Origin of the sequence: Pseudoalteromonas shioyasakiensis, from assembly GCF_001550135.1 — a bacterium.
Taxonomy (GTDB): domain Bacteria; phylum Pseudomonadota; class Gammaproteobacteria; order Enterobacterales; family Alteromonadaceae; genus Pseudoalteromonas; species Pseudoalteromonas shioyasakiensis.
This window is the reverse complement of record NZ_LRUE01000015.1, coordinates 364,877-386,344: the sequence shown is the minus strand read 5'-3', so window position 1 is coordinate 386,344 and position 21,468 is coordinate 364,877. Positions and strand designations below refer to the sequence as shown.

The following is a 21,468-nucleotide window of genomic DNA, read 5'->3' as shown; positions in this document are numbered from 1 at the left end:
TTGTTGTCGGTTTTATAAACCTAAAATTCGATTATTACGCTCAGTGTTTGTTGCGCCACTGGCAAAATCGTCAAAGGCTTTATCTGTTGGGTTTATTATGTGTGCTTTAATAAACTCAGCGCCTTCTCTTGCCCCATCTTCTGGGTGCTTTAAGCAGCATTCCCATTCAAGTACAGCCCAACCATCAAAACCATATTGAGTTAACTTGCTGAAGATTTGCTTAAAATCTACTTGGCCATCACCTAAAGAACGAAAACGCCCTGGTCGGTCTTCCCAGTTTTGAAATCCGCCATAAACACCTGAGCGGCCATTTGCGATAAATTCGGCATCTTTGACATGAAACGCCTTAATGCGCGAATGATAAATATCGATAAACGCTAAATAGTCGAGCTGTTGCAATACAAAATGGCTCGGATCATAAAGAATATTAACGCGTGGGTGATTATTGGTTGCTGCTAAAAAGCGCTCAAATGTCACACCATCATGCAGGTCTTCACCCGGATGCAATTCATAACACACGTCCACGCCATACTCGTCAAAGCAATCTAAAATGGGTAACCAACGCTTAGCAAGTTCACTAAAGCCTTGTTCAACAAGTCCTTGTGGACGCTGTGGCCACGGGTAAAAGGTATGCCATAAAAAAGATCCTGAGAACGTCGCATGGGTTGTTAAGCCAAGGTTTTTACTTGCTTGAGCAGCCATCATCAGTTGCTCTGTTGCCCACTTAGTTCGAGCTGCAGGGTTACCTTTTACATGCTCTGCGGCAAAGTTATCAAACATTTCATCGTAGGCAGGGTGCACAGCAATTAACTGGCCTTGCAAATGTGTTGATAGCTCTGAAATTGTAAGTCCATATTCCATAGCAATACCAGTGACTTCATCGCAGTAATGCTGGCTTTGAGCTGCTTTTTCTAAATCGAAAATTTCAGGGTTTGAGGTTGGCACTTGAATCGCTTTGTAACCTAAACCGCTTGCCCACTCACATAAACCTTTAAAGTTATTGAAGGGTGCTTGCTCTGAAATAAACTGCGCCAAAAATATTGCTGGCCCTTTGATTTTATTCATTCTTTTTTATCCAATCTGTAATTTGTGCCATTTAGTATCTTGTTTAGCTGAAGCAACAACATGCTCAATAAACGCCATACCACGCACAGCCTCATTGATGCCTGGCACATCAAATGCTGAATTTGTTGCGTTGTCGCCTTGCTTAAATGCATGAATTTGTGCTGCAAAATTGCTGTAAATGTTGGCAAATGCTTCAAGGTAACCTTCTGGGTGGCCGGCAGGGGCGCGCAGGGCATTTTGTGTGTCAGGGTGTAACTCACCTAAGCCCGCTCTAAGTAATGTTGCGGCTTGATTGTGGCCTCGTAGCCATAAGCTATTAGGCTCAAGTTGCGACCATTCAAGGCTGGCTTTATCGCCATAAATACGCAGGCGTAAGTTGTTTTCATCGCCAATGGCAATTTGGCTTGCCAGTAAAACGCCTTTACAACCATTATTGAATCTAAGAAGCACAGTACCATCATCATCGAGGGCTCGGCCTTCAACCACATGATTTAAATCGGCGCAAAGCTCGGTGATTTCGAGATCAGAGACATACTCGGCTAAGTTAGCTGCATGCACGCCAATATCGCCCATACAACAACTAATGCCAGCCTTACTGGTGTCTAGACGCCAGCTCGCTTGCTTTGAGCCCTCGTCTTCACTTTGAGCTAACCAGCCTTGAGTGTACTCAACAATTACTTTACGTATGGTGCCAAGCTCACCAGCTTTAACGCGATGCTTGGCTTCTTTGACCATTGGGTAACCGGTATAAGTATGGGTCAGTCCATATAAAACTTGCTGTTTTGCAATAATGCTTTGTAATTGCTCTGCTTCTGCGAGAGTAAGCGTTGCAGGTTTATCTGAGAGCACATGAAAACCATGTTCAAGCGCCATTTTCGCGACCGGAAAATGTAAGTGGTTTGGCGTGACAATAGCCACAAAATCAATACGCTCATCAGCAGGTAATTTTGCTTCTTCGACAAAAAGCGTTTGGTAACTGTCGTAGCAACGGCTGCTATCAAGCCCAAGTAGTTCGCCAGTTGCTTTACATTTGTTTGCGTCTGAACTGAATGCGCCTGCAACAAGCTCAATCATTCCGTCTAATCGCGCTGCAATTCGATGAATAGCGCCAATGAAGGCACCATCGCCACCGCCTACCATTGCCATGCGGATCTTAGCTTTGCTCATCTTAAGCGCTCCTAATTTAAATAGCGTTTGCTACTGTTAATATCATGTTATTGATAATAGGAAAGCTTAGCCAATAAGCGCTAATAAAAATTCGGTTGACAATGCAACAAAATCGGCGTTTAAAATATATAGGGCTGTTCTTTATTGAGACAAAATTAAGCGATGGATATTCAAGAAATAATAAAAAAAGCTGGCGTAAATCAGTTGATTGCTGCATTTGATTTACTGCCAGATATCCTCTTTTGGGTAAAAGACACAGATAGTAGAATCTTGCATTGTAATCAGCATTTTATTGAGCATCAGGGTTATAAAACACTGGAGCAAATATTGCTAAAAACAGACTTCGATTTTTCACCAAAGCACCTTGCGTTTCAGTACGTCAATGACGATAAACGAGTGATGGAAGGCTATATAGTGACTGACCGTTTAGAACTTAACCAAACCCAGCAAGGTGAGCTTGGTTGGTTTTCTACATCAAAGCATGCTTTAAAAGATCACGATGGCAATGTGATCGGCACTTACGGAGTGACCCGACATTTACAAAAAACCTCAAAAGCGCTTTCTCATGTAAGGGCAATTGAAGAGCCGGTAAAATTTATTCGCGAGCATTATCATCGTCATATCAGCATTGATGAATTAGCTGAGCTTGCACACTTGTCGGTAAGTGCTTTAGAGCGCCGTTTTAAAAAACACTTAGCAAAAACACCTAATCAATTTATAAACGAAGTGCGTCTCGAAAATGCCCGCAAGCTACTGATTGAAACGCAACTGCCCATTTCACAAGTGGCCTATCAGTGCGGGTTTTCTGAACCGAGTTACTTCAGTAAACAATTTCGGCGTTTGTTTGGCGAAATTCCCTCACAAATGCGCTCGCAATTAGGTGATTAAATTGCCTCTCTCGCCATTAAAATAGCCCCTTGCTCTGCACTGGCAAGGGCGGGGGTTAAACGCGCTTTACTGGCATCAGTTAAGTAAGGCGTGATAGCACTAGCAATACCGCCCATCAAAGTAACGTTTTCAATGCCTTGCTTTTCAAAGTAAGCGATATAGCGGGTAATGTATGCGCAAGCTTCATTGATTAATTGCTGGCAAAAAGCATCGTCAGAATGGCTAAAAACGAGCGGCGCAAATTTGGCAAGCTCAGCCGGGCGCGCTGATATTAATCGCTGACTTAATGCTTGGCTTGAGTCGCAGTTAAGCTCGGTGAGTAGGGTATCTATTGCAGCTGAACTTTGCGCAACACCATCAAGCACTGCAAATGCTTTTCGGCAAAGTTGTAAGCCTAACCAACCACCACTGGCACCATCGCTTAGTAATAATCCGTAGCCACCTAATTCGCTAAATTGGTTTTGCTGTTGGTAACCCGCACAAAAGCCTGTGCCCAGAATAATCACCGCACCATCATGGTGTTGATGCGCGCCTTTACAGGCAATCAGCATATCTGTTGACAGGGTAAATTTGGCAAAAGGGTGCTGCCATTTGGTCATAGCTTGATAGGCAGAGTCGATATTAGCACCGGCAAGTCCTGCATGCACATAAGTGTTTTTCAGCTCACTTAAGGCAAGCCCTGCCTCAAGAAATGCAAGTTCAGTAGCGTGCAGTATTGACTCTTGGCTTTGTTTGCAGCTGGTGGCCACGTTTGCTGAGCCACTTATGGCTTCGCTAATTAGTGAGCCATTTTCATTTTCTAAACGAACTTTACACTTACTGCCGCCGCCATCAATACCTAAAAAATACGTTGCCATGCTTAATCCTTTGAAAGAAGCTTATTGATATCCTCAGCATTAATTGCACCATTTTCGTTGTGGACGCATGAGTGTACATGCACAGCCGCCTTTGCTGAATGGTTTTCTATTAATTGCCAAAGTGTTGCCGCGTTTTCTAAAGTAACGCCACCACCCATAACAATTTCTATCTGATTAGCGCTGTGTGCTAAGTATGTGTTGAGCTGATTTAGACCATCAACAGCACTTTGACCGCTTTGCCATGGCGTGCCTGCTGTTAATACGCGCTCAACGCCTAAACTAATCAGTTTATCAAGTGCGCTTAACGGGTTTGTAAGGGTATCGAATGCACGGTGATAGGTCACCATCAGGCCATGCTGTTTGGCTGTGGCAACTAAAGAGCGGGTCACCTCTAAATCAAGTAAGCCGTGTTTTACTGCACCGAATACCACCCCGTGCACCCCCGCATTCGCTGCCAGTGTAATTTGTTTTTGCATTAGGTTGCGACATTCAGCACTAACAAAAAAGTTGCCTGCTTCGGGGCGTATCATCACCACTAACTCTGCACTATTAGTCAGGTTTTTCACAGCACAGTCAATCGCATTAACACTTGGTGTTAAGCCACCTAGGTGTAAATTACTGCATAGCTCAAAGCGTTTCGCGCCTAAGTTACTAGCCATTGAAATGTTGTTAGCAAGCTGCTTTAAGCACCCTTCGTTTAGGCATACTTCAAGAAATTTACCATTTTTCATGGGCGTGTTTTTACCATATCTATTACACCTATCTTTTAGTCACTCAATTTCTGAGTCATCAATAAATACGCAACATGTTAAATTGTTATTTATTATCAATATTTTAAATGTATTTTTGAGTTTGTTTTGCTGAGCCAGTTAACTCAAATTCGCTGAGCTTAACTATAATTCAGAAAATATAAAAATGAATATAAAATATTCCTAACGCCGATTTTGTCATATCTCTCACCGAATTTTTATTATCACTTTTTGACCACTCACCCTATTCTGAGTTTGAGTTTAACAAGCTGTTAACTACCAATAATCAGTTTAAAAACCGACAACAATAAATCGTTTTTTGAGAATTAAAACCTCTTATACAAAAACAGAACACACAACTGGAGATAGGCATGGGCAAGCAAACTGCAATAAAAACAAAAGGGCAAGGAAGGCATTTTAAGCGTAATGCAATTTTAATTTCGCTACTGACGGCAATCAATACAAGCTATGCAGCAGAGCAAGCAAATGAAGATGTAGAAGTGATTGAAGTACGTGGTATTCGTTCTTCAACCGCAGAGAATTTAGCAATAAAACGACTTTCAACGGCGACAGTTGATGCAATCACCGCAGAGGATATTGGTAAGTTTCCTGATAAAAACGTCGCTGACTCATTGCAACGTGTATCGGGCGTTTTGATTGACCGCGACGGTGGCGAAGGTAGCCGCGTGAGTATTCGTGGTACGTCACCAGATTGGACTCTCACCCAATTAAACGGTAACTATATTGCTTCATCAGGTTCTGGTACTCCTACCCGTAGTTTTAATTACACGTTATTGCCTTCAAGCATGATCAAAAGTGTAGAAGTGTACAAAAGTGCTGAAGCACGCATCGATGAAGGCGGTATTGGTGGTACGGTTATTTTACACACCCGAAAACCTCTTGAGATGGAAGCAAACTCAGGGGCGCTAAGTGCAGAGGTGACTTACGATGATGTGTCTGAAGACACTAAGCCACAAGTCAACGTGCTGTATTCTTGGAAAAATGACGACGAAAACTTTGGTGTACTGGCCGGCTTTACACGTCAAGATCGCACCGTAACAACCATCACTAACAACGCATCACACTGGCGTTTTCACTCAGATACCGTTGAAGGGGCAGAACGCCCAGCGCTGGTAGACCAAGCCACTGGCGAAGTGTACAACAATGTATGGGCACCTCGTGCGATGAGTGTTAATAACTCAAACCAAGACCGTACACGCGATGGGTATCAAGTGGCTGTTCAGTGGGCACCGAGTGACAGACTTGATTTAAACTTTAACTATTTTGGTGCCAAGTTAGGCTACGACCAAACAGGGCAAAGCATTACTTTTGCAGAATGGAACGATAACCACAACCCGTATTACGGCATTGTGCTTGATGGCGATACTGTGGTTGCCTACGGTAATGGCGATAATGGTTTACTTAATGATAATAACTGGGGTGATGCCGATGTAAATGGTGGTGTGGCTGTTCGCCGTGGTTTGTTATCACCGCAGTTAACAGGACGTGAGCGTTTTGGCGAGTCAAAATCAAACACCTATGATTTTGAAGGTACTTATTATGGCGACACTTACAGCATTACAGTAAAACTTGGTCATACTGAAGCTGAAGGCGGAACTTCAAAAGAAACCTACGCCAATATTGATGCACGTTTAGGCTCAGTAAACAGCTGGTTGTGGTCTATTGAAAACGGAAAACCAAGCTACGAAGTGTCGACTGATTTAGCCACCGATAAAGAAGCATACCAGTATTATGATTGGTTTGACTCTTACTCATCTGAAAATGAAGACTCAGAAGATTACATTCAAACAGATGTAAAATTTGACCTTGATGGCAACTTTTTCACCCGTGTGTATGTAGGTGCTAAATACCGCGACCACGAAATCAAAGGTATTCGTAACGACTTTCGTTGGGATGACGGTATAGCGGATAACGGTGGCTACCGCGGCTACTTACCAGGAACTGAGTGGTTCCATAATCCAGATTTTCACCCAGATGCACCAACATTGGTAAGCGACCATGTAGTTGATAACAGTGCAGGTGATACAGGTGCATTTAACTTCTTAGCATTTGATTTTGGAGCCCTTGATAACTACTTAAAAGAAAACTTTAGCCAAACAGTGGTGCCAACACTTTCGGGCACGTACGCCCTAGAAGAAAAAATTTGGTCCGTTTACACCCAAGCTGATTTTGAATGGCAAGACTTCCGCGGTAATGTCGGTGTGCGCTATGTTAATACAGAGCTTAGCACCTTGACCTACGATGATGTCATTGGTCAAGACGATGACGATACCGATCCAAATGAGCGCAGTAGCGATGGCAGTGAAGTACTACCAAGCTTTAACCTTGCATGGGATGCAACCGAAGATCTTGTGGTGCGCTTTGCAGCAGCACGCACCATGGCAAGAGTGAGCTATTCAGACTTAAGCCAAGCAGAGTCATACGGTCCTCCAGTTAATATTAACTCGCCAGATTCATGGACTGGCCGTGGTAATGGTACCTCGGTAAACACAGGCCTTGAACCTATGTTATCTGATCAATTCGATTTGGGTATTGAATGGTATTACGGCGATGGCTCTGCACTGGGTGCCACGTTATTCTCTAAAGATATTTCTAATTTACCAATTTCGACCGTAGAAATTGTAGAGCGTGAACACGATTGCTGTAACGGCCCAATAGAAGTCGAAATGAACACCAAAGTAGGTGGTGGTGATGCAAAGTCAGAAGGTTTAGAGCTGTTCTTCCAGCACTCATTTGATAATGGTTTTGGTATTTTAACTAACTATACCTACACAGATACCAGCACCAGCGAAGTCTCGACAGACGGGCAAAAAACAGAGGCCGAAATACCAGGTACCGCTAAGCACCAATATAATGTGTCGGTGTACTTTGAAAATGACGACTTTAGTGTTCGTGCGTCTTACAACTGGAAAGATGACCGTGCCAACGGTATTCACCAAGGCTACAACTTGTATACCAAAGATTATGGTCAGCTAGATGTGAATGCTTCGTATAACTTAACAGAGGATCTTTCGTTTACCGCGTCAGTGGTGAACCTAACAGAAGAAATAGAAGAAGGATATTGGAAACAAAGCAATCGTTTTACCTATAACCAATATTCAGGCCGCCGTTTTTACCTAGGCGCAAATTATAATTTCTAACCCAAGAGATGTTGTTTGTTGCAACCTAAAAAGGTACTTTTATTAAAGTACCTTTTTCTTTTTTAAGACAATAATGATTGAATTTGTAAAAACAACGGAGCAAGACAAAGCCTATTTACTCGACTTAAGATTAAATACCATGGTTGAGCACTTAGAAAATCAGGGGTTATTTTTATCACTTGAGCAGCATAAAGCAAGAGTAGCAGAGCACTTTGAATACAGTCATTTAGTGTTAAATGATGGGCAATGTGTAGGCGCAGCCAAATTCATCGTGAGTGACCAAGCAATCAGTTTATTACAGCTACAAATTGCACCTAAAGAGCAGGGCAAAGGGTTAGGCACTAAGGTGTTAGATGCACTCAAAGCGCAAACAGCAGAGATCAATTTAACGGTGCTAAAAGCGAATCCAGCTTATGGGCTATATCAGCGGGCAGGGTTTAAAACTCTAGGCGAAGACGACTATGAGTTTCATATGCAGTGGCAGAAATAAAAAAGGGCGCTGTTATAAAAACTAAGCGCCCAATTTTGACTATTTCTTTTCTTCGTCAGGTAAGGTGACGTTTAGCTCAAGTACGGCTAAGTCATCTTCGTTTTGGTCAAACTGCACCTGAACAGCATCAGTGTTTACATTCACGTATTTACGAATAACATCAAGGATGTCTTGTTTTAGCTGTGGTAGGTAATCTGGTGTACCACGCTGTGAACGTTCGTGCGCGACAATGATCTGCAATCGCTCTTTTGCTAATGACGCACTGCTTTTCTTTTCTGAGCGGAAGTAGTCAAGTAAAGACACATTAACCTCCAAAAATCCGTTTAAATAAGCCTTTTTTCTCTACGTCTAAGAAACGAAAATCAACAGTTTCGCCTAATAAACGATTGATTGCATCTGTGTATGCTTGGCCTGCATCCGATTCACCATCAAGGATAACCGGTTGACCAGAGTTCGATGCACTAAGTACAGCTTGTGATTCAGGAATAACGCCCAGTAGTTTAATCGCTAAGATTTCTTGTACGTCTTCTACCGAAAGCATTTCGCCTTTTTCAACACGCTCAGGATTATAGCGAGTTAATAGTAGATGTTCTTTTACGCTTTCTAGGCCTTCTTCAGCACGTTTTGATTTGCTGTGTAAAATGCCAAGAATACGGTCAGAGTCACGTACTGATGATACTTCTGGGTTCGTTGTTACAATCGCTTCATCAGCGAAGTACATTGCCATCATTGCACCAGCTTCGATACCCGCTGGAGAATCACACACAATGTAATCAAAATCTTTTTTCAGCTCGTTTAATACGCGCTCAACACCGTCACGGGTTAGGGCGTCTTTATCACGGGTTTGTGAGGCAGGTAAAATATGCAGCTTATCAACGCGCTTATCTTTAATAAGTGCTTGATTTAGGTTAGCTTCGCCATTGATTACGTTTACGAAATCATAAACAACACGGCGTTCACAACCCATGATAAGGTCAAGATTACGTAGACCAATATCAAAGTCGATAATAACGGTTTTAAAGCCCTTAAGCGCTAAACCTGTGCCAATCGCAGCACTCGATGTGGTTTTACCAACACCACCTTTACCAGAAGTAACGACAATCACTTTTGCCATGAGATTTATCCTTTAACCAAAGCTGAAATTTCTAATGAATCATTTTTTTGTTGGATTTGTACTGCGCTGCCCCAGTGTTCACCTTGTAGAGAGTCGCTGATCCAATAACTACCATTAATCGAAACAAGTTCTGCTTCTAATTTTTGGCAAAATATATTTGCTTCGTTGTAACCTTTAGCCCCTGCAATTGCACGGCCGCGAAGGGTGCCATAAATGTGCACGTTGCCATCGCTAATCACTTCGGCGCCATGACTTACAGCACCAATTACGATTAGGTCGCGGTCTTTTGCATACACTTGCTGGCCCGAACGTACAGTGCCATGAATAACTTGCGCAGGCAGGTGAACGGTTTTTTCAACGATAGATGTATTTGTTTGTTGTTTAGCGGTTGCACCCTTAACGTCTTGTGAATAATTTAACACCGACAGGCCCGCAGCTTTTGCGCTTTCGTTTTGCTCTTGAGAGCCATTACAAACCCCAACAGGGTTTAACGAAAGGCCGCTTAACATTGATTTTAAGAAAGAGAAATCAAGCGCTTCATCTTGTACGTCGCTTAAGTTGATTACGATAGGCGCACCGGCAAAGAACTTAGGTGCTTGGGCGATTTTCTCATCTAACTGCTTACTTAAAAGGGCTGTATCTGCTGAAAATAAATGTAAAACAGATAACGTAAAAAGGTTCCCTTTTAATTCAAAAATTTGTTCCGACATACACGCTCAATTGAATTGTCTGGATTAGCATTATTTAAGTATAAACACAGGCTGAACAAGGCATATACAGTAAAAATCTAATCTATTTTTTCTAACTTATTATATCACTCATGTTATAGTGTGCGCCTTCGTTAAGCAAGATATTATAGGGCCATAATGCTAACTGCGGTGTATAAAAGTATTAAAAAAGCGGATACATACCTTTTTGTAGAAAAAAGAGATGATTTCTCACGCGTACCTGAACCATTACTAGAAACGTTTGGTCAACCTAAGTACGTGATGATGATTAATCTAGCAAGCCGTGAAAAGTTAGGTGTGGCAGACTTAGACGCGGTTAAGCAAGCGTTAATTGACCAAGGGTTCTACTTGCAATTACCTCCGCCGGAAGAAAATCTGTTAACCCAATTTAAAAAAGACAAGGGAGTTGAGAGTGATTAAAAAACTTGCCGTCATTTTACTCAGTGCTTCACTAAGTACTTCAGTATTGGCAGAACAAAAAACACAAGCTGATTTTGACGTTTATGTTGCAGCATTAAAAAAAGAAGCACTTGAAAAAGGCTATGATGAAGCCTTAGTTGATCAAGCACTTGCAACAGCTAAATTCAAAAAGAAAGTGATCTCAGCTGATAAAAATCAGCCAGAAGTAAAAGAAACCCTCGAAACTTATTTACCAAAACGTGTGCCGCAATGGAAAATTGACCGCGCGCGTAAGCTATACAAAGAAAACCAAGAGGTTCTTGAAAAAGTAGCTAAAGAATACGGCGTTCAAGCACGCTTTATTGTTGCACTTTGGGGCCTTGAAAGTAACTTCGGTAAAATCCAAGGTGGTCACAGTGTAATTGCATCATTAGTTACACTTGCTTTTGATGGTCGCCGCGAAACCATGTATAAAAACCAACTTTGGGCAGCGCTTGATATCTTAAAAGAGGGCCACATTACCCTTGATAAGTTCAAAGGCTCATGGGCTGGTGCAATGGGGCAAACGCAGTTTATGCCAACCTCATTTAACGCTTACGCTGTTGATTACAATGGTGATGGCCGCAAAGATATTTGGACCACAGAAGAAGACGCATTCGCTTCAATCGCCAATTACTTAAAGCAAGCAGGGTGGAACGATGATTTAACCTGGGGTCGCCAAGTTAAACTACCAGAAGGCTTTGATAACTCAAATATTCTTAAGCGTGGCACTAGAACACGCAGCCAATGGTTAGAGTATTGGAAAGATTCAGAGCGCAGCCTTGCTGATTGGCAAGCAATCGGTGTTCGTAAAATGGATGGTAGCGACTTACCAAACGTTGATGTTACTGCCGCAATGGTAATGCCAGATGACGTAAACGGCCGTATGTATCTAGCCTACGATAACTACAAAGCACTTATGCACTGGAATCGCTCGTATTACTTTGCAACCAGTGTTGGTTACTTATCAGATCGCATCGGTTACCCAGCGATTAAGTAATTGATTAATAAAAGTTAGCAAGGTCCAAGGGTAAAGCTACAAGTTTTACCCGAGCAACTTGCTAACTTATTCGGCGTTGAAACGCCTCCTACAAACTCGCAAACTTTCCCCTCGATACAATTTTTAAACCTTTACCTTGAGTGCTTGTTGCAGTGCATCAACGTCTTTACAGCCAAGGTATATGTTTTTTCCGTCAGTTAAAGTTATTTTAACGGCTTGTCCAACTGACGCATTGTATAACCAGCCATCATTTAGCATACGAATGCCAATTCCTTGATACCACTTTGTTTTGTAAGCTGAGGTCTCTGCAATCTGAGATAATTCAACATCTTTGCTAATAATCCCAAACCCAAAATACCAACGAAGCGTTTGCTCATTGATGACTATTGTTAGTGAAAAGAACAACAAAGTAACAAGCAGGTTTATCGATAATATAATTATTTTGAGGTCAGCCAGTTCAGGCGATAAAATTATAAAGACACTAATCACTAATAAAATAACAATTAACGAGTAATTTATTTCTGTCTGTTTATACATAGATTAATATCCTTTTAAGTCAGAACGTAAATAAACACTTAATTATTAGTATAGCAAAGGCAAGTGTAGTTATGATTGCCGCGTTCAAAACGCGCTAAAGCACGACCTACAAGAGAGCGCGCGAAACAAGTTTCACGCCTAAGATAGAAAACATTAGGCTCTAGGATTTAGGCTCTGGGACGCGATATAAAATCGCTGCTTCATGTTCGGCGTTAAAACGCCTCCTACAAACTTTACTCTTGTAACTTGCAAACTTTACTCTTGTAACTCGAAACTTTCCCCTTGTAACTCGCTAACTTATTCCCCTTTCCCCGGCTTTTTCAAAATCTTGTCTTTAAAATCAAGCACTTTACCAATGCCAGAACCTAGTTTCATTAGGCTTTGAAGCTGCTCAGGGCTTAAGCGTTGTAGCTCTGCTGACCACTTGGTTACAGTTTCGAGTAGGTCGTGAATTTCTTGCATTTGCTGCTGAGCAAAGCGCTCATCATCAGTGTGGGCTTCTTCTAAAATGTTATCGCGAAGCAGGCTAAGGGTTGGGTCTATCTCGCGTTTTTTACGCTCTTCGAATACGCGGTTGGCCATATCCCAAATGCTGCCAGCAGGGCCGTAGTATTCTTTACGGTCACCGGGAATATGATGCACTTTAATTAAGCGCCAAGACTGTAGCTCTTTAATACCCATACTTACGTTTCCGCGCGAGATACTTAAGGTATCGGCAATTTCATTGGCGGTCATTGGCTCTTTAGTAATGGTTAATAATCCACACATTTGACCAATGGTGCGGTTAAAGCCCCAACGGCTACCCATTTCACCGCAGTGCATAACAAAAGCTAAGTTTTTTTCAGATAGGCTCATAATTTTTAGTATTCAAAAATTTCAGAAATTAAATGCTAGCACGCTCGGGGTATAACTAAAAGAAATAGCCACTATGCAATCTGCTACTACTAAAGTGTAGATACGCCATATTTTAAATTTAAACCATTGAATTTAAATAAAAGTTTAATTAAATGTCGCAGTGATTAGCTATTTGATGTGGATCAATAATAGTGACAGTTAATAAGTTTATCGTATAGGCTGAAATCTAATAATACCATGGAGGAACGTTATGAAAGCTGCAGTAAATAAAGAGTACAAGGGTAAATTAACTATCGAAGATATCCCATGCCCAGAGGTGGGAATTAACGATGTGCTAGTTAAAATTGCCGCATGTGGAGTGTGCCACACAGATTTACATGCTTGTCATGGAGATTGGCCAGTCAAACCAAAAATGCCATTAGTGCCGGGCCATGAAGGGGTGGGTACTATCGAAAAAGTAGGCGCAAACATTAAACACTTATCTGTAGGCGACCGTGTCGGTGTTCCTTGGTTATACAGCGCCTGTGGTCATTGTGAGTTTTGTTTAGAAGGTAAAGAAACTTTATGCCTTGAGCAGCACAACACAGGATATTCAGTCGATGGTGGTTACGCCGAGTACTGTGTAGCCCATGGTGATTACGTGGTGAAAATTCCTGAAGGATTAGGGTTTGCAGAAGCCGCACCACTATTTTGTGCTGGGGTTACTACCTATAAAGCGCTTAAAGTGACCGATGCAAAAGCGGGTGATTGGGTGGCAATTGTCGGTGTTGGTGGCCTAGGCCATTTAGCAGTGCAGTACGCAAAAGCAATGGGTTTTAATGTGATTGCCGTTGATACCGGCGAGAGCAAGTTGGCATTAGCCAAAGAGCTTGGCGCAGACATCACCATAGATTTTATGAAGCAAGTGCCTTCAGAAACCATTTTTGAGCAAGTGGGCGGGGCACATGGTGTTGTGTGTACAGCTGTATCAAAACCCGGTTTTGAGCAAGCTTATAAAAGCGTGCGCCGTGGCGGTAAATGCGTACTTGTAGGTTTACCACCCGAAGATATGCCATTGCCAATTTTCGATACCGTGTTAAATGGTGTGTCTGTTGTAGGCTCAATCGTTGGTACGCGTAAAGACTTACAAGAATGCTTAGACTTTGCTGCTAAAGGTAAAGTTAAGGCCATAATTGAAGAAAAACGCCTAGAAGATATCAACGATATATTTGACGACATGCTAAAAGGCGACATCACTGGCCGAATCGTAATGACGCTTTAAGCTAGGTTAATTAACTATTACTGTCAGGTTTGGTTGAGTGACTCAATTGAATCTGACAGTTTTTATAATGACAAATGAAGATCTTGTCTAGCATGTTACGTAACTGGAATTAGTAGATGCGCAAAGGTTTGCTTTGAACGATAATTCCGAGAAACTCGTTTTTGGACATTCATGAGTTTATGGTCAGGCATGGGTTATGCCCTTTAGTAATTGCTTCACATGGGTAACCACTGATTTGAGCAACCAAGGACTCAAGCTTATTTGACTAACTGTGATTTTCGGAATAGCTAATCTTAGTACTCCATTTTTTGATTTTGAAGGGGCACTAAATAAACGAAATTCACACTCATCACTGTATAGGGAGCGCTTTAAAAATGGCAAATCGTCTTTTGATAAGGATACACTATGCATTTCACTAATGGTTTTATATTTAAAAGGTTTGGCTGACACTCCATTAATCTTTCTATAGCAGCAATAAATTTTCTCACGGTCAAAGACTATACATGTTCCGTTAGAGCCAGAAGAAAATACCTTCCAATGATGATAGGTTTACGGGGCTTTCGTAAGACAGAGTGCATATACACCTTCAAGTTCACTAATTTAAATTGTTAGGACTTTATTTATTCCATTGATAATGTGAATGTATAGTTCCGTTTATATTAAAAAATCCAGAAGTAGCATTTACACTAGTTAAATCAATTTTAGAGAGGCCCGAATTACTATCTAAATAGCTTTCTTTATCAAACTCTAACAGCGTAAACTTTTTTATGTTATTTTTCGACCCCAAAAGCCATTTGAAAAAACTAGGCTTTTTATAGGACTGCTCCATAGCTTTATTATATTGATTAAGCTGGTGCTTCAATGTAGATTCTGAAGTGTCAATAACTACGACCTTTAAATTACGCATAATTGGCTCTTCATCTTTCATGTATAGATTCATAGTCAACTGTGTTGATGCAATAAAGTGAAAGGATAAATTTATCTCATTTTTAATATCCATAAATATTGGAAGTGCATCTTTGAGTAAGAAACCATCCTCAAAATTAACCGAAAGCTTAGGATTAATACTGTCGATATAAAGAGAGCTTATTTGGTGATTACCAGAATCATTATAGCTATATCTAATATTTTTCACCGTTGAAGATAACTTTACCCCCATATCTTGACTATTAACTACACGTAAGCTCCTATGAATTCGAGTCATAACTTCAATATCATTAACTGATTTAGAACCTTCATTAGTAACTTGAATCGGAAATGGTAGATATGAAATGGTATCTTTCCTTATCGGCCCTGCTATAAAGAGGTAGTCTAGGAAGCCACCATTTAAGTCTTTATCCAAGTTGAAAATAGAAAGCTTTATATCCCCTTTTTTAAATACACCTTGGGATTCTGCAATTTGTTTCTGATAGTTGTGAGTCTTCCTTGCGAAGTATATCGCAACAGCAATGGAAAGAACTCCGACACATGCTGAAAATATGGATATTAAATCCGAGTTTATGAAATCAAAATTTTGCATTCGTTGCCTTAAGCTATTTGAAAACTAAGTTAGCCCTACCTCCCCCTCTCACCAGAATTTGGAGAGCTTAGCGAATAAAATCTCTGAGATTAGTGATTTGTTAGCATTCTATTTGGAGAGGTCCGAAATTAAAAAAAAGCATTATTTGACTCAATTGCTGATTTAAAACTATCAGTGCCTGAGCCGTCACCAACCTCAGAGTTGATCAGTAAGATTACCTCATACCTTATGATATTGAGTTTAGATCCTATATCTTCATCTACAAACCACTTAAGTAATGCCGCTTTATCTTCGCCATATTCATTAGATTTAGCTTTGAAATTTATCATTAGCGTTACTAGCTGAGCGTTTTTTTTATTCTATTTTAACAGATACTAAATCTTTAGATACGACATGAAACTTATTTAGGGAGGCGATCATATTCTTGGTTGCTTCCATTAAATTAGAATGAAATGTTTCTTCTTTTACAGCGGGCTCAATCAAGTTAAGCAGAGCTGAACGGTACTCGCTAAAATATTTTATATACTCTAAAGTTGCATCTTTTTTGCGTGTTAAATTAAGGTCATCCAAGTGCTTTCACCTATTTAAAGCTACTGCCACAAAGCCACTAATCATGGCCATAAAAGTAACTGCGTATTGTGGGATAGAAAGGTCGGCTACTTGGCTTGATATAAAGCCAGCAATAAAGACCAGTATCAGAACGAATAATATTTTTTTGTCGACATTTTATTAAATACCCTAGTTAACTCGGAACTAAAAATAATGCTGACGCCCATTGAGAAGCAAAAAATCGTTGGTTAATATAAGCGAAGCAAGAGCGAGCCTAAAGCCAACTTTTTAAAAGTTAGTTATTGGTAATATTTGGATCAAGATTATTTATGAGTTCAGTCTGAGCTTTTTTATGTTCTTTATCTATTGTCTCGAAAGAAGTTGCTGCCAGTTTTAAATATTCAATTTGAAGATCAACAGTAAGTGGGTGCTGAAGTTTATAAATATGTTTTACACCTACTGATGAGATAAATTCGAATTCAGTCACCCCATCTAAATACTCAGATTCTTTCTCTAAATCGATATCAATATCAACACTGACCCCAGGTTGAATTTGTAAACTAGACTTTAAACTAATTTTTCTGTCTATTACTGATGATTTAGATGCGTACTTTACTTCAATGATATTTAAGGGCTTAGTACTTAGGTTTGTTAACGTTATTCTTAAATTCTTTGAGTTCAATAATAACCTATGTGTAAATGTAACATTCGCTCGAGCATCACGCTTTTGACTATACCACGTATAAAATGATAGTAGTAAGGCGAGCATTGAAACATAAATTGAATAATCTTTCATTTAAACCTCCGGTGTTTAATGTAACAACTAACATTCTTATAGCGAGCTAATTGCGCGCTTTTTACCTTAACTTAGCCCGCTGGTTAATTATTAACAAATTTGTCAACTAATTGCCAGTGTTAATAAAATCCAGCGTATCTTGCTTATCTTGGATGTATAAAACGCGCGATTGGGTCGTTTCCTTGACTATGTGAGCGATTGAAAATGAAAACTCAATCCCCTTATTTAAATTACATTGTAGGCTATATGTCCACTCGAAAGTATTCACTAAGAACTATTCTTGAACGCTCTAAGCCACCCTCTGAACATTTTCGTTTACTCATTTTGGCATATAAACGAGTTAGTACCGTAGTCGATTTGACACAAACCAGTCTTCTCTTCAAACTTTTTGCTATCAATTCACAATTAAAGTGTGTAGCTAAAGGTTAATTTAGCATTACGTTCTTCTCCTGGCATTCCGCCTAAGAACATTGCTTTTGAATAATAGGTTTTGTTAAACAAGTTATTTAGGTTTAACTGTAGTTTCCAATCATCTGTTTGGTATTTAATGGCGGCGTCGTAAACCGTGTAGCTTGGTACGTAGCCATCAGGAATACCAAACGAGGTTGAGTTTGTGCTGCGGTCATCAACATATTGCACGCCTGCGTTAATTGTCAGTGGCTCGGCTAAATCAAACCATTTAGCGTCATAGCTTAACCAGCTGCTTGCTGTTACATAAGGCACACCTTTTTGACGAGTATCGAAAGATGATGAGTTAGGGTTTTTCTTATCGCGGGCGTCTTGATACACCGCGTTTACGTTAAGTTTCCACTGCTCGTTTAAATCAGCATTTAAATCAAGCTCAACACCTTTGGTTTGCTCTTCACCATCGTAAAAGCTTTTTGGTACTGAAGCATCAGATACACCGGCTTCGTAATCTGGGTTGGCATACTCAAGGTTTGTACGGGCACTATCAAATACCACCAGTGAGGCTAGTAGTTGATCGTCAAAGGCTTTTACACGCATACCAATGTCGTTACTGACTGACTCGGCGTCATCGCGGTCTGCTTCGTTACCCGATACACTGCCAAGTACGCTGTAAGCTGTACGACCTTTAGAGTGGTTTACAAAGAACGAAATATCATCGCTCAGTTTGTAGGTTGCACCTAGGTTGTAGGTCATACCGCTGTCTGATGTATCTGCTTCTGGCGTTGGCTCGGCGGCACTAGCGCGGTAGCGCGCATCAACACCAAAGTGTTCGTAGCTTTGTTTAATACGGTTAAACGCAACACCTACACGGGTAGTGAATGTGTCGTGAATATAGGCAACATGTTGAATACCTACACCCCAAGCCTGAACCTTTTTGTTGTAATCGCTGGTTTTTAGCGGGTCGTAATCAAAAAAACTACCTTCGCCCCAGCTCGGGTTACGAATATCAAAAATGTAAGGTAATTGACCTTGGTAAATAACCTCTCCATCTTTGTTTTTAATAACCTTGTCGGCATCGTAAATTGAGTATTGTTTAAAACGAATATCGCGGTCTTCGTAGTTAGCGTTTACAAGTAGCTCGTTATCAATTCCGGCAAAGCTAAAGTCATAACGCAAGTCAGCAAAGTATTGCCATGATTTTTCGTCAGCTTCTACTTGGCGGTATTCTTGGCGACGAGCGGCAAATGGGTAAAGTTCGTCATCAACCACTAAAGGAGCGCGTGGGTCGGCATTGATCACGCCTCTGCGGTTCCAATAAACATAGTTATAAGCACCCGTTTGGCGGGCAAAGCTTGATTCGTAATTACGGTATTGTAGTTGCTGATTTAAAAATAAATTATCAGTAATGAAGTAGTTATGGGTTAACTTAAAGCGCAGCTCTTCGCCTTCGTTATCATTTGCCATTGGCGAGATAATACCATTATGACCAAAGGTATAAGGTGTTAAACCATCATTTGCTGCCAGTGAGTCTGCTAATTGCTGACGTTGCTGATCGGTTAGTTGCAGGCCTTGTGCCGTTGCGTCGTTAATTAAATCGGCAGCGGTTACTTCACCTGCGGTTTTGCCATTCACTGAGTCGCTGTTAAAAATACGAATAGGGTGGCCAATTGAATCAACGGCAATGGCATCTTTGATATAAGCGGCAGAAATCATGATGTCTTGTTTGTCGCTTAATACGTATTTTAACGCGCCATAAATTTCATCACGGTCGTCTTTTAAATCGCGGTAACCATCGCTGCGTGCGGTTTTTGCGTTAACGCGATAAGCAAGATTGTCGGTTAATGCTGCTGTGCGATCAAAGCCTAATGAGTAGCTATCCCATTGACCAAGCTCGGCATTAACGGTGTGTTTTTCAGTAAATTGTGGTTTCTTTTCAATAAGGTTGATAACACCACCTGCGCTACCCATACCATATAAGCCAGTTGCAGGGCCTTTAAGAACTTCTACAGATTCAACATTGGTCATTGAGCGTGTTGGGTTAAAAGTGTTACCTAGGCCTGCACCGCCGTACATGCCATCGTATGTATAGTTTGCACCTAAACCGCGGATCACTAAGTTATCGCCAATACCGTAGTTATTACCGGCTTGGGTTACACCACTGATGTTACGCACTAAGTCTTGTAAGTTTGTTGCGCCTTGCGAGTTGATAAGCTCTTGATCAACAACTACAACCGGGGCTGGCGTTTCCATTAGGGTCATATTTGATTTAGTGGCAAGGCCCGAATCAAGTACTACACGGTTTTGTTTGTCGTAAACGGTGATACGTTCAACTGAGTCTAAATCGTTGGCGTTTGCATTGAATGCGCTTAAGCAGGCAAGGGCTAAAATTGAGTATTTATGTGTCGTCATTATAGGTAAATTGTCGAAATTTTTCGGCAATGATAATGCGAGCTATTTTCATTTCAAGTTTTATTTATCTGTTTTGGGTAATTTCTTTATTTAGATACAAGTTGCTAACAATTGGTTTTATGATTGGAAATTTTGTTTACGATATAGATACAAGGAAGGGTTGCTGGCTCCACTCATGCAAAGCCAGCAAAATAGCTTATTTAAAAACTTTACCGTCTTTCATAACAAATTGTACATCTTCAAGTACTGCAATGTTTTCAAGCGGATTGCCTTTAACGGCGATAATATCGGCTAAGAAACCGCTTTTGATTTGCCCAAGTTGATCATCCATTTTTAGCAGTTTAGCGCTATTGATGGTGGCAGACTGTAAGGCTTGCAGTGGTGTCATACCAAATTCAACCATACGCGAGAACTGCTTCGCGTTATCGCCATGAGGGTAAATCGCTGCATCAGTACCAAACACCATGTTTACGCCTGCTTTTACTGCACGACTAAAGCTATCACGTTGCTTTTTAGATACTTGGCGTTCTTTGTTAAGGTTTTCTTCTGCAACCCCGTTTTGTTCGCCAAAGGCAAGCGTGTACTCAGTGTTGTAAATATCCATTGAGAACCAAGTGCCGTGTTTTTTGGCAAGTTTAATGGCTTCGTCATCGACAAAGCTAACGTGCTCAACACTGTCTACACCAGCAACAATGGCTGCTTTAATACCACTGGTACCGTGCGCATGGGCTGCAACGGTTAGGCCACGTAAATGAGCTTCGTCAACAATGGCGTTCATTTCGTCTTGGCTATATTGTTGAATACCGACTTTTGTGCCTTTTGAAAATACCCCGCCTGTAGCACAAAACTTAATAGCATTGGCACCGTACTTAATGTTTTCACGCACTTTAGCGCGCACAGCCCATGGGCCATCAGCAACGCCTTCGGCGGTGTATTTCATTTCTGGTGGTAAACGGTTGTTATCGCAGTGACCGCCAGTAACACCTAAAGACGGGCCAGCCGCCCAAATACGTGGGCCAACAATGTCGCCTGCGTTAATGCCATCGCGTACTGCAATCACGCTGTAGCCTTCTGCGCCTAAGTTACGCAGCGTTGTAAAACCTGCATACAGTGTTTTTTCGGCAAAATGCGCCGCTTTAATTGCTTTGCGCGGAATCGATTGACCAATTCGCTCACTGCGCGGCACGGTAGGGTCGCTCGTTAAATGCACATGCATATCCATTAAACCTGGCACCAAAGTCAGTTCTGGTAATTGAATATGCTTATCGCCGTCTTTTAAGCTAGGCTGTTTATTGCTTTGTACAGCTGTAATTTGACCGTTATCTATACTGATAAGTGGTGATTTAATCAGTTTACCTGAATTTACATCTACCATGGCTTTTGCCGATAAGTAGGTTGTTGCGTAGGTATTTAAAGAGGTTAGGCAAGCTAGGCCTAGGCTAATAGCGAGAGCTGTCTTTTTCATTTTTATTCAAAA

General features: G+C 41.1%; 21 protein-coding genes. 6 read left to right on the top strand and 15 right to left on the bottom strand.

Annotation, left to right across the window (positions count from 1 at the left end; all coding sequences use genetic code 11):
* Window positions 1-12: 12 nt before the first annotated feature.
* Together PASHI_RS10985 and PASHI_RS10980 are read right to left on the bottom strand one after the other, a co-directional pair.
* Window positions 13-1,065, bottom strand: coding sequence for a sugar phosphate isomerase/epimerase family protein (locus PASHI_RS10985; RefSeq protein ID WP_062565631.1), 1,053 nt, complete (start codon window positions 1,063-1,065; stop codon window positions 13-15).
* A gap of 6 nt (window positions 1,066-1,071) precedes the next feature.
* Window positions 1,072-2,232, bottom strand: coding sequence for a Gfo/Idh/MocA family protein (locus PASHI_RS10980; protein ID WP_062565630.1), 1,161 nt, complete (start codon window positions 2,230-2,232; stop codon window positions 1,072-1,074).
* A 162-nt stretch (window positions 2,233-2,394) separates the two neighbouring features.
* On the opposite strand from PASHI_RS10980, the gene PASHI_RS10975 reads away from it, so the two are divergent.
* Window positions 2,395-3,120, top strand: coding sequence for an AraC family transcriptional regulator (locus PASHI_RS10975; RefSeq protein WP_062565629.1), 726 nt, complete (start codon window positions 2,395-2,397; stop codon window positions 3,118-3,120).
* Here PASHI_RS10975 and PASHI_RS10970 read toward each other — a convergent pair.
* Window positions 3,117-3,977 (bottom strand): glucosamine kinase nucleotide-binding domain-containing protein, encoded by an 861-nt coding sequence (locus PASHI_RS10970; protein WP_062565628.1) that lies wholly within the window; start codon window positions 3,975-3,977, stop codon window positions 3,117-3,119. The genes PASHI_RS10975 and PASHI_RS10970 overlap by 4 nt on opposite strands.
* A gap of 2 nt (window positions 3,978-3,979) precedes the next feature.
* Window positions 3,980-4,708, bottom strand: a complete 729-nt coding sequence (locus PASHI_RS10965) for a copper homeostasis protein CutC (protein WP_062565627.1) — start codon at window positions 4,706-4,708, stop codon at window positions 3,980-3,982.
* Between the two features lie 389 nt (window positions 4,709-5,097).
* Here PASHI_RS10965 and PASHI_RS10960 point away from each other — a divergent pair, with 389 nt between their 5' ends.
* Together PASHI_RS10960 and PASHI_RS10955 are read left to right on the top strand one after the other, a co-directional pair.
* A complete protein-coding gene (locus tag PASHI_RS10960; protein ID WP_062565626.1) occupies window positions 5,098-7,887 on the top strand; it encodes a TonB-dependent receptor in 2,790 nt (929 codons plus the stop codon).
* Between the two features lie 73 nt (window positions 7,888-7,960).
* The gene (locus PASHI_RS10955) at window positions 7,961-8,377 is read left to right on the top strand and encodes a GNAT family N-acetyltransferase (protein WP_062565625.1); all 417 of its coding nucleotides are present in this window, start codon (window positions 7,961-7,963) and stop codon (window positions 8,375-8,377) included.
* A 39-nt stretch (window positions 8,378-8,416) separates the two neighbouring features.
* On the opposite strand, the gene minE is transcribed toward PASHI_RS10955, so the two are convergent.
* From minE to minC, 3 genes are read right to left on the bottom strand one after another with little or no spacing between them, the layout of a single operon-like run.
* Window positions 8,417-8,680: a cell division topological specificity factor MinE gene (gene minE / locus PASHI_RS10950; protein ID WP_054552047.1), complete on the bottom strand. Its 264-nt coding sequence runs from the start codon at window positions 8,678-8,680 to the stop codon at window positions 8,417-8,419.
* A gap of 1 nt (window position 8,681) precedes the next feature.
* Entirely contained in the window at window positions 8,682-9,491 is an 810-nt protein-coding gene (gene minD, locus PASHI_RS10945) for a septum site-determining protein MinD (protein ID WP_054552048.1), read from the bottom strand.
* Window positions 9,492-9,496: 5 nt separating this feature from the next.
* Entirely contained in the window at window positions 9,497-10,201 is a 705-nt protein-coding gene (gene minC, locus PASHI_RS10940; protein WP_054552049.1) for a septum site-determining protein MinC, read from the bottom strand.
* A gap of 156 nt (window positions 10,202-10,357) precedes the next feature.
* Here minC and PASHI_RS10935 point away from each other — a divergent pair, with 156 nt between their 5' ends.
* On the top strand, window positions 10,358-10,639 hold the full coding sequence (locus tag PASHI_RS10935) for a YcgL domain-containing protein (protein ID WP_054552050.1): 282 nt from the start codon (window positions 10,358-10,360) through the stop codon (window positions 10,637-10,639).
* Window positions 10,632-11,657: a lytic murein transglycosylase gene (locus PASHI_RS10930; protein WP_062565624.1), complete on the top strand. Its 1,026-nt coding sequence runs from the start codon at window positions 10,632-10,634 to the stop codon at window positions 11,655-11,657. The genes PASHI_RS10935 and PASHI_RS10930 overlap by 8 nt, the downstream gene beginning before the upstream one ends.
* A 123-nt stretch (window positions 11,658-11,780) precedes the next feature.
* Here PASHI_RS10930 and PASHI_RS10925 read toward each other — a convergent pair whose 3' ends face one another.
* Both PASHI_RS10925 and PASHI_RS10920 read right to left on the bottom strand, forming a co-directional pair.
* Window positions 11,781-12,194 (bottom strand): hypothetical protein, encoded by a 414-nt coding sequence (locus PASHI_RS10925; protein WP_062565623.1) that lies wholly within the window; start codon window positions 12,192-12,194, stop codon window positions 11,781-11,783.
* A gap of 297 nt (window positions 12,195-12,491) precedes the next feature.
* Window positions 12,492-13,049 (bottom strand): GbsR/MarR family transcriptional regulator, encoded by a 558-nt coding sequence (locus PASHI_RS10920; protein WP_055021667.1) that lies wholly within the window; start codon window positions 13,047-13,049, stop codon window positions 12,492-12,494.
* A 250-nt stretch (window positions 13,050-13,299) separates the two neighbouring features.
* On the opposite strand from PASHI_RS10920, the gene adhP reads away from it, so the two are divergent.
* Entirely contained in the window at window positions 13,300-14,310 is a 1,011-nt protein-coding gene (adhP, locus tag PASHI_RS10915; protein ID WP_054563854.1) for an alcohol dehydrogenase AdhP, read from the top strand.
* Between the two features lie 616 nt (window positions 14,311-14,926).
* On the opposite strand, the gene PASHI_RS10910 is transcribed toward adhP, so the two are convergent.
* The 6 genes from PASHI_RS10910 to PASHI_RS10885 all read right to left on the bottom strand — a co-directional run bounded on the left by PASHI_RS10910 (window position 14,927) and on the right by PASHI_RS10885 (window position 21,456).
* Window positions 14,927-15,829: a hypothetical protein gene (locus PASHI_RS10910; RefSeq protein ID WP_062565622.1), complete on the bottom strand. Its 903-nt coding sequence runs from the start codon at window positions 15,827-15,829 to the stop codon at window positions 14,927-14,929.
* Window positions 15,830-15,957: 128 nt separating this feature from the next.
* Window positions 15,958-16,158 carry a hypothetical protein gene (locus PASHI_RS10905; RefSeq protein ID WP_062565621.1) on the bottom strand — a complete coding sequence of 67 codons (201 nt, stop codon included), beginning with the start codon at window positions 16,156-16,158 and terminating at the stop codon, window positions 15,958-15,960.
* A gap of 25 nt (window positions 16,159-16,183) precedes the next feature.
* Window positions 16,184-16,399 (bottom strand): hypothetical protein, encoded by a 216-nt coding sequence (locus PASHI_RS10900; RefSeq protein WP_062565620.1) that lies wholly within the window; start codon window positions 16,397-16,399, stop codon window positions 16,184-16,186.
* Between the two features lie 274 nt (window positions 16,400-16,673).
* Window positions 16,674-17,174: a hypothetical protein gene (locus PASHI_RS10895; RefSeq protein WP_062565619.1), complete on the bottom strand. Its 501-nt coding sequence runs from the start codon at window positions 17,172-17,174 to the stop codon at window positions 16,674-16,676.
* A 405-nt stretch (window positions 17,175-17,579) separates the two neighbouring features.
* Window positions 17,580-19,991 (bottom strand): TonB-dependent receptor, encoded by a 2,412-nt coding sequence (locus tag PASHI_RS10890; protein ID WP_062565618.1) that lies wholly within the window; start codon window positions 19,989-19,991, stop codon window positions 17,580-17,582.
* A 196-nt stretch (window positions 19,992-20,187) separates the two neighbouring features.
* A complete protein-coding gene (locus PASHI_RS10885) occupies window positions 20,188-21,456 on the bottom strand; it encodes a Xaa-Pro dipeptidase (RefSeq protein ID WP_062565617.1) in 1,269 nt (422 codons plus the stop codon).
* Window positions 21,457-21,468: the final 12 nt, after the last annotated feature.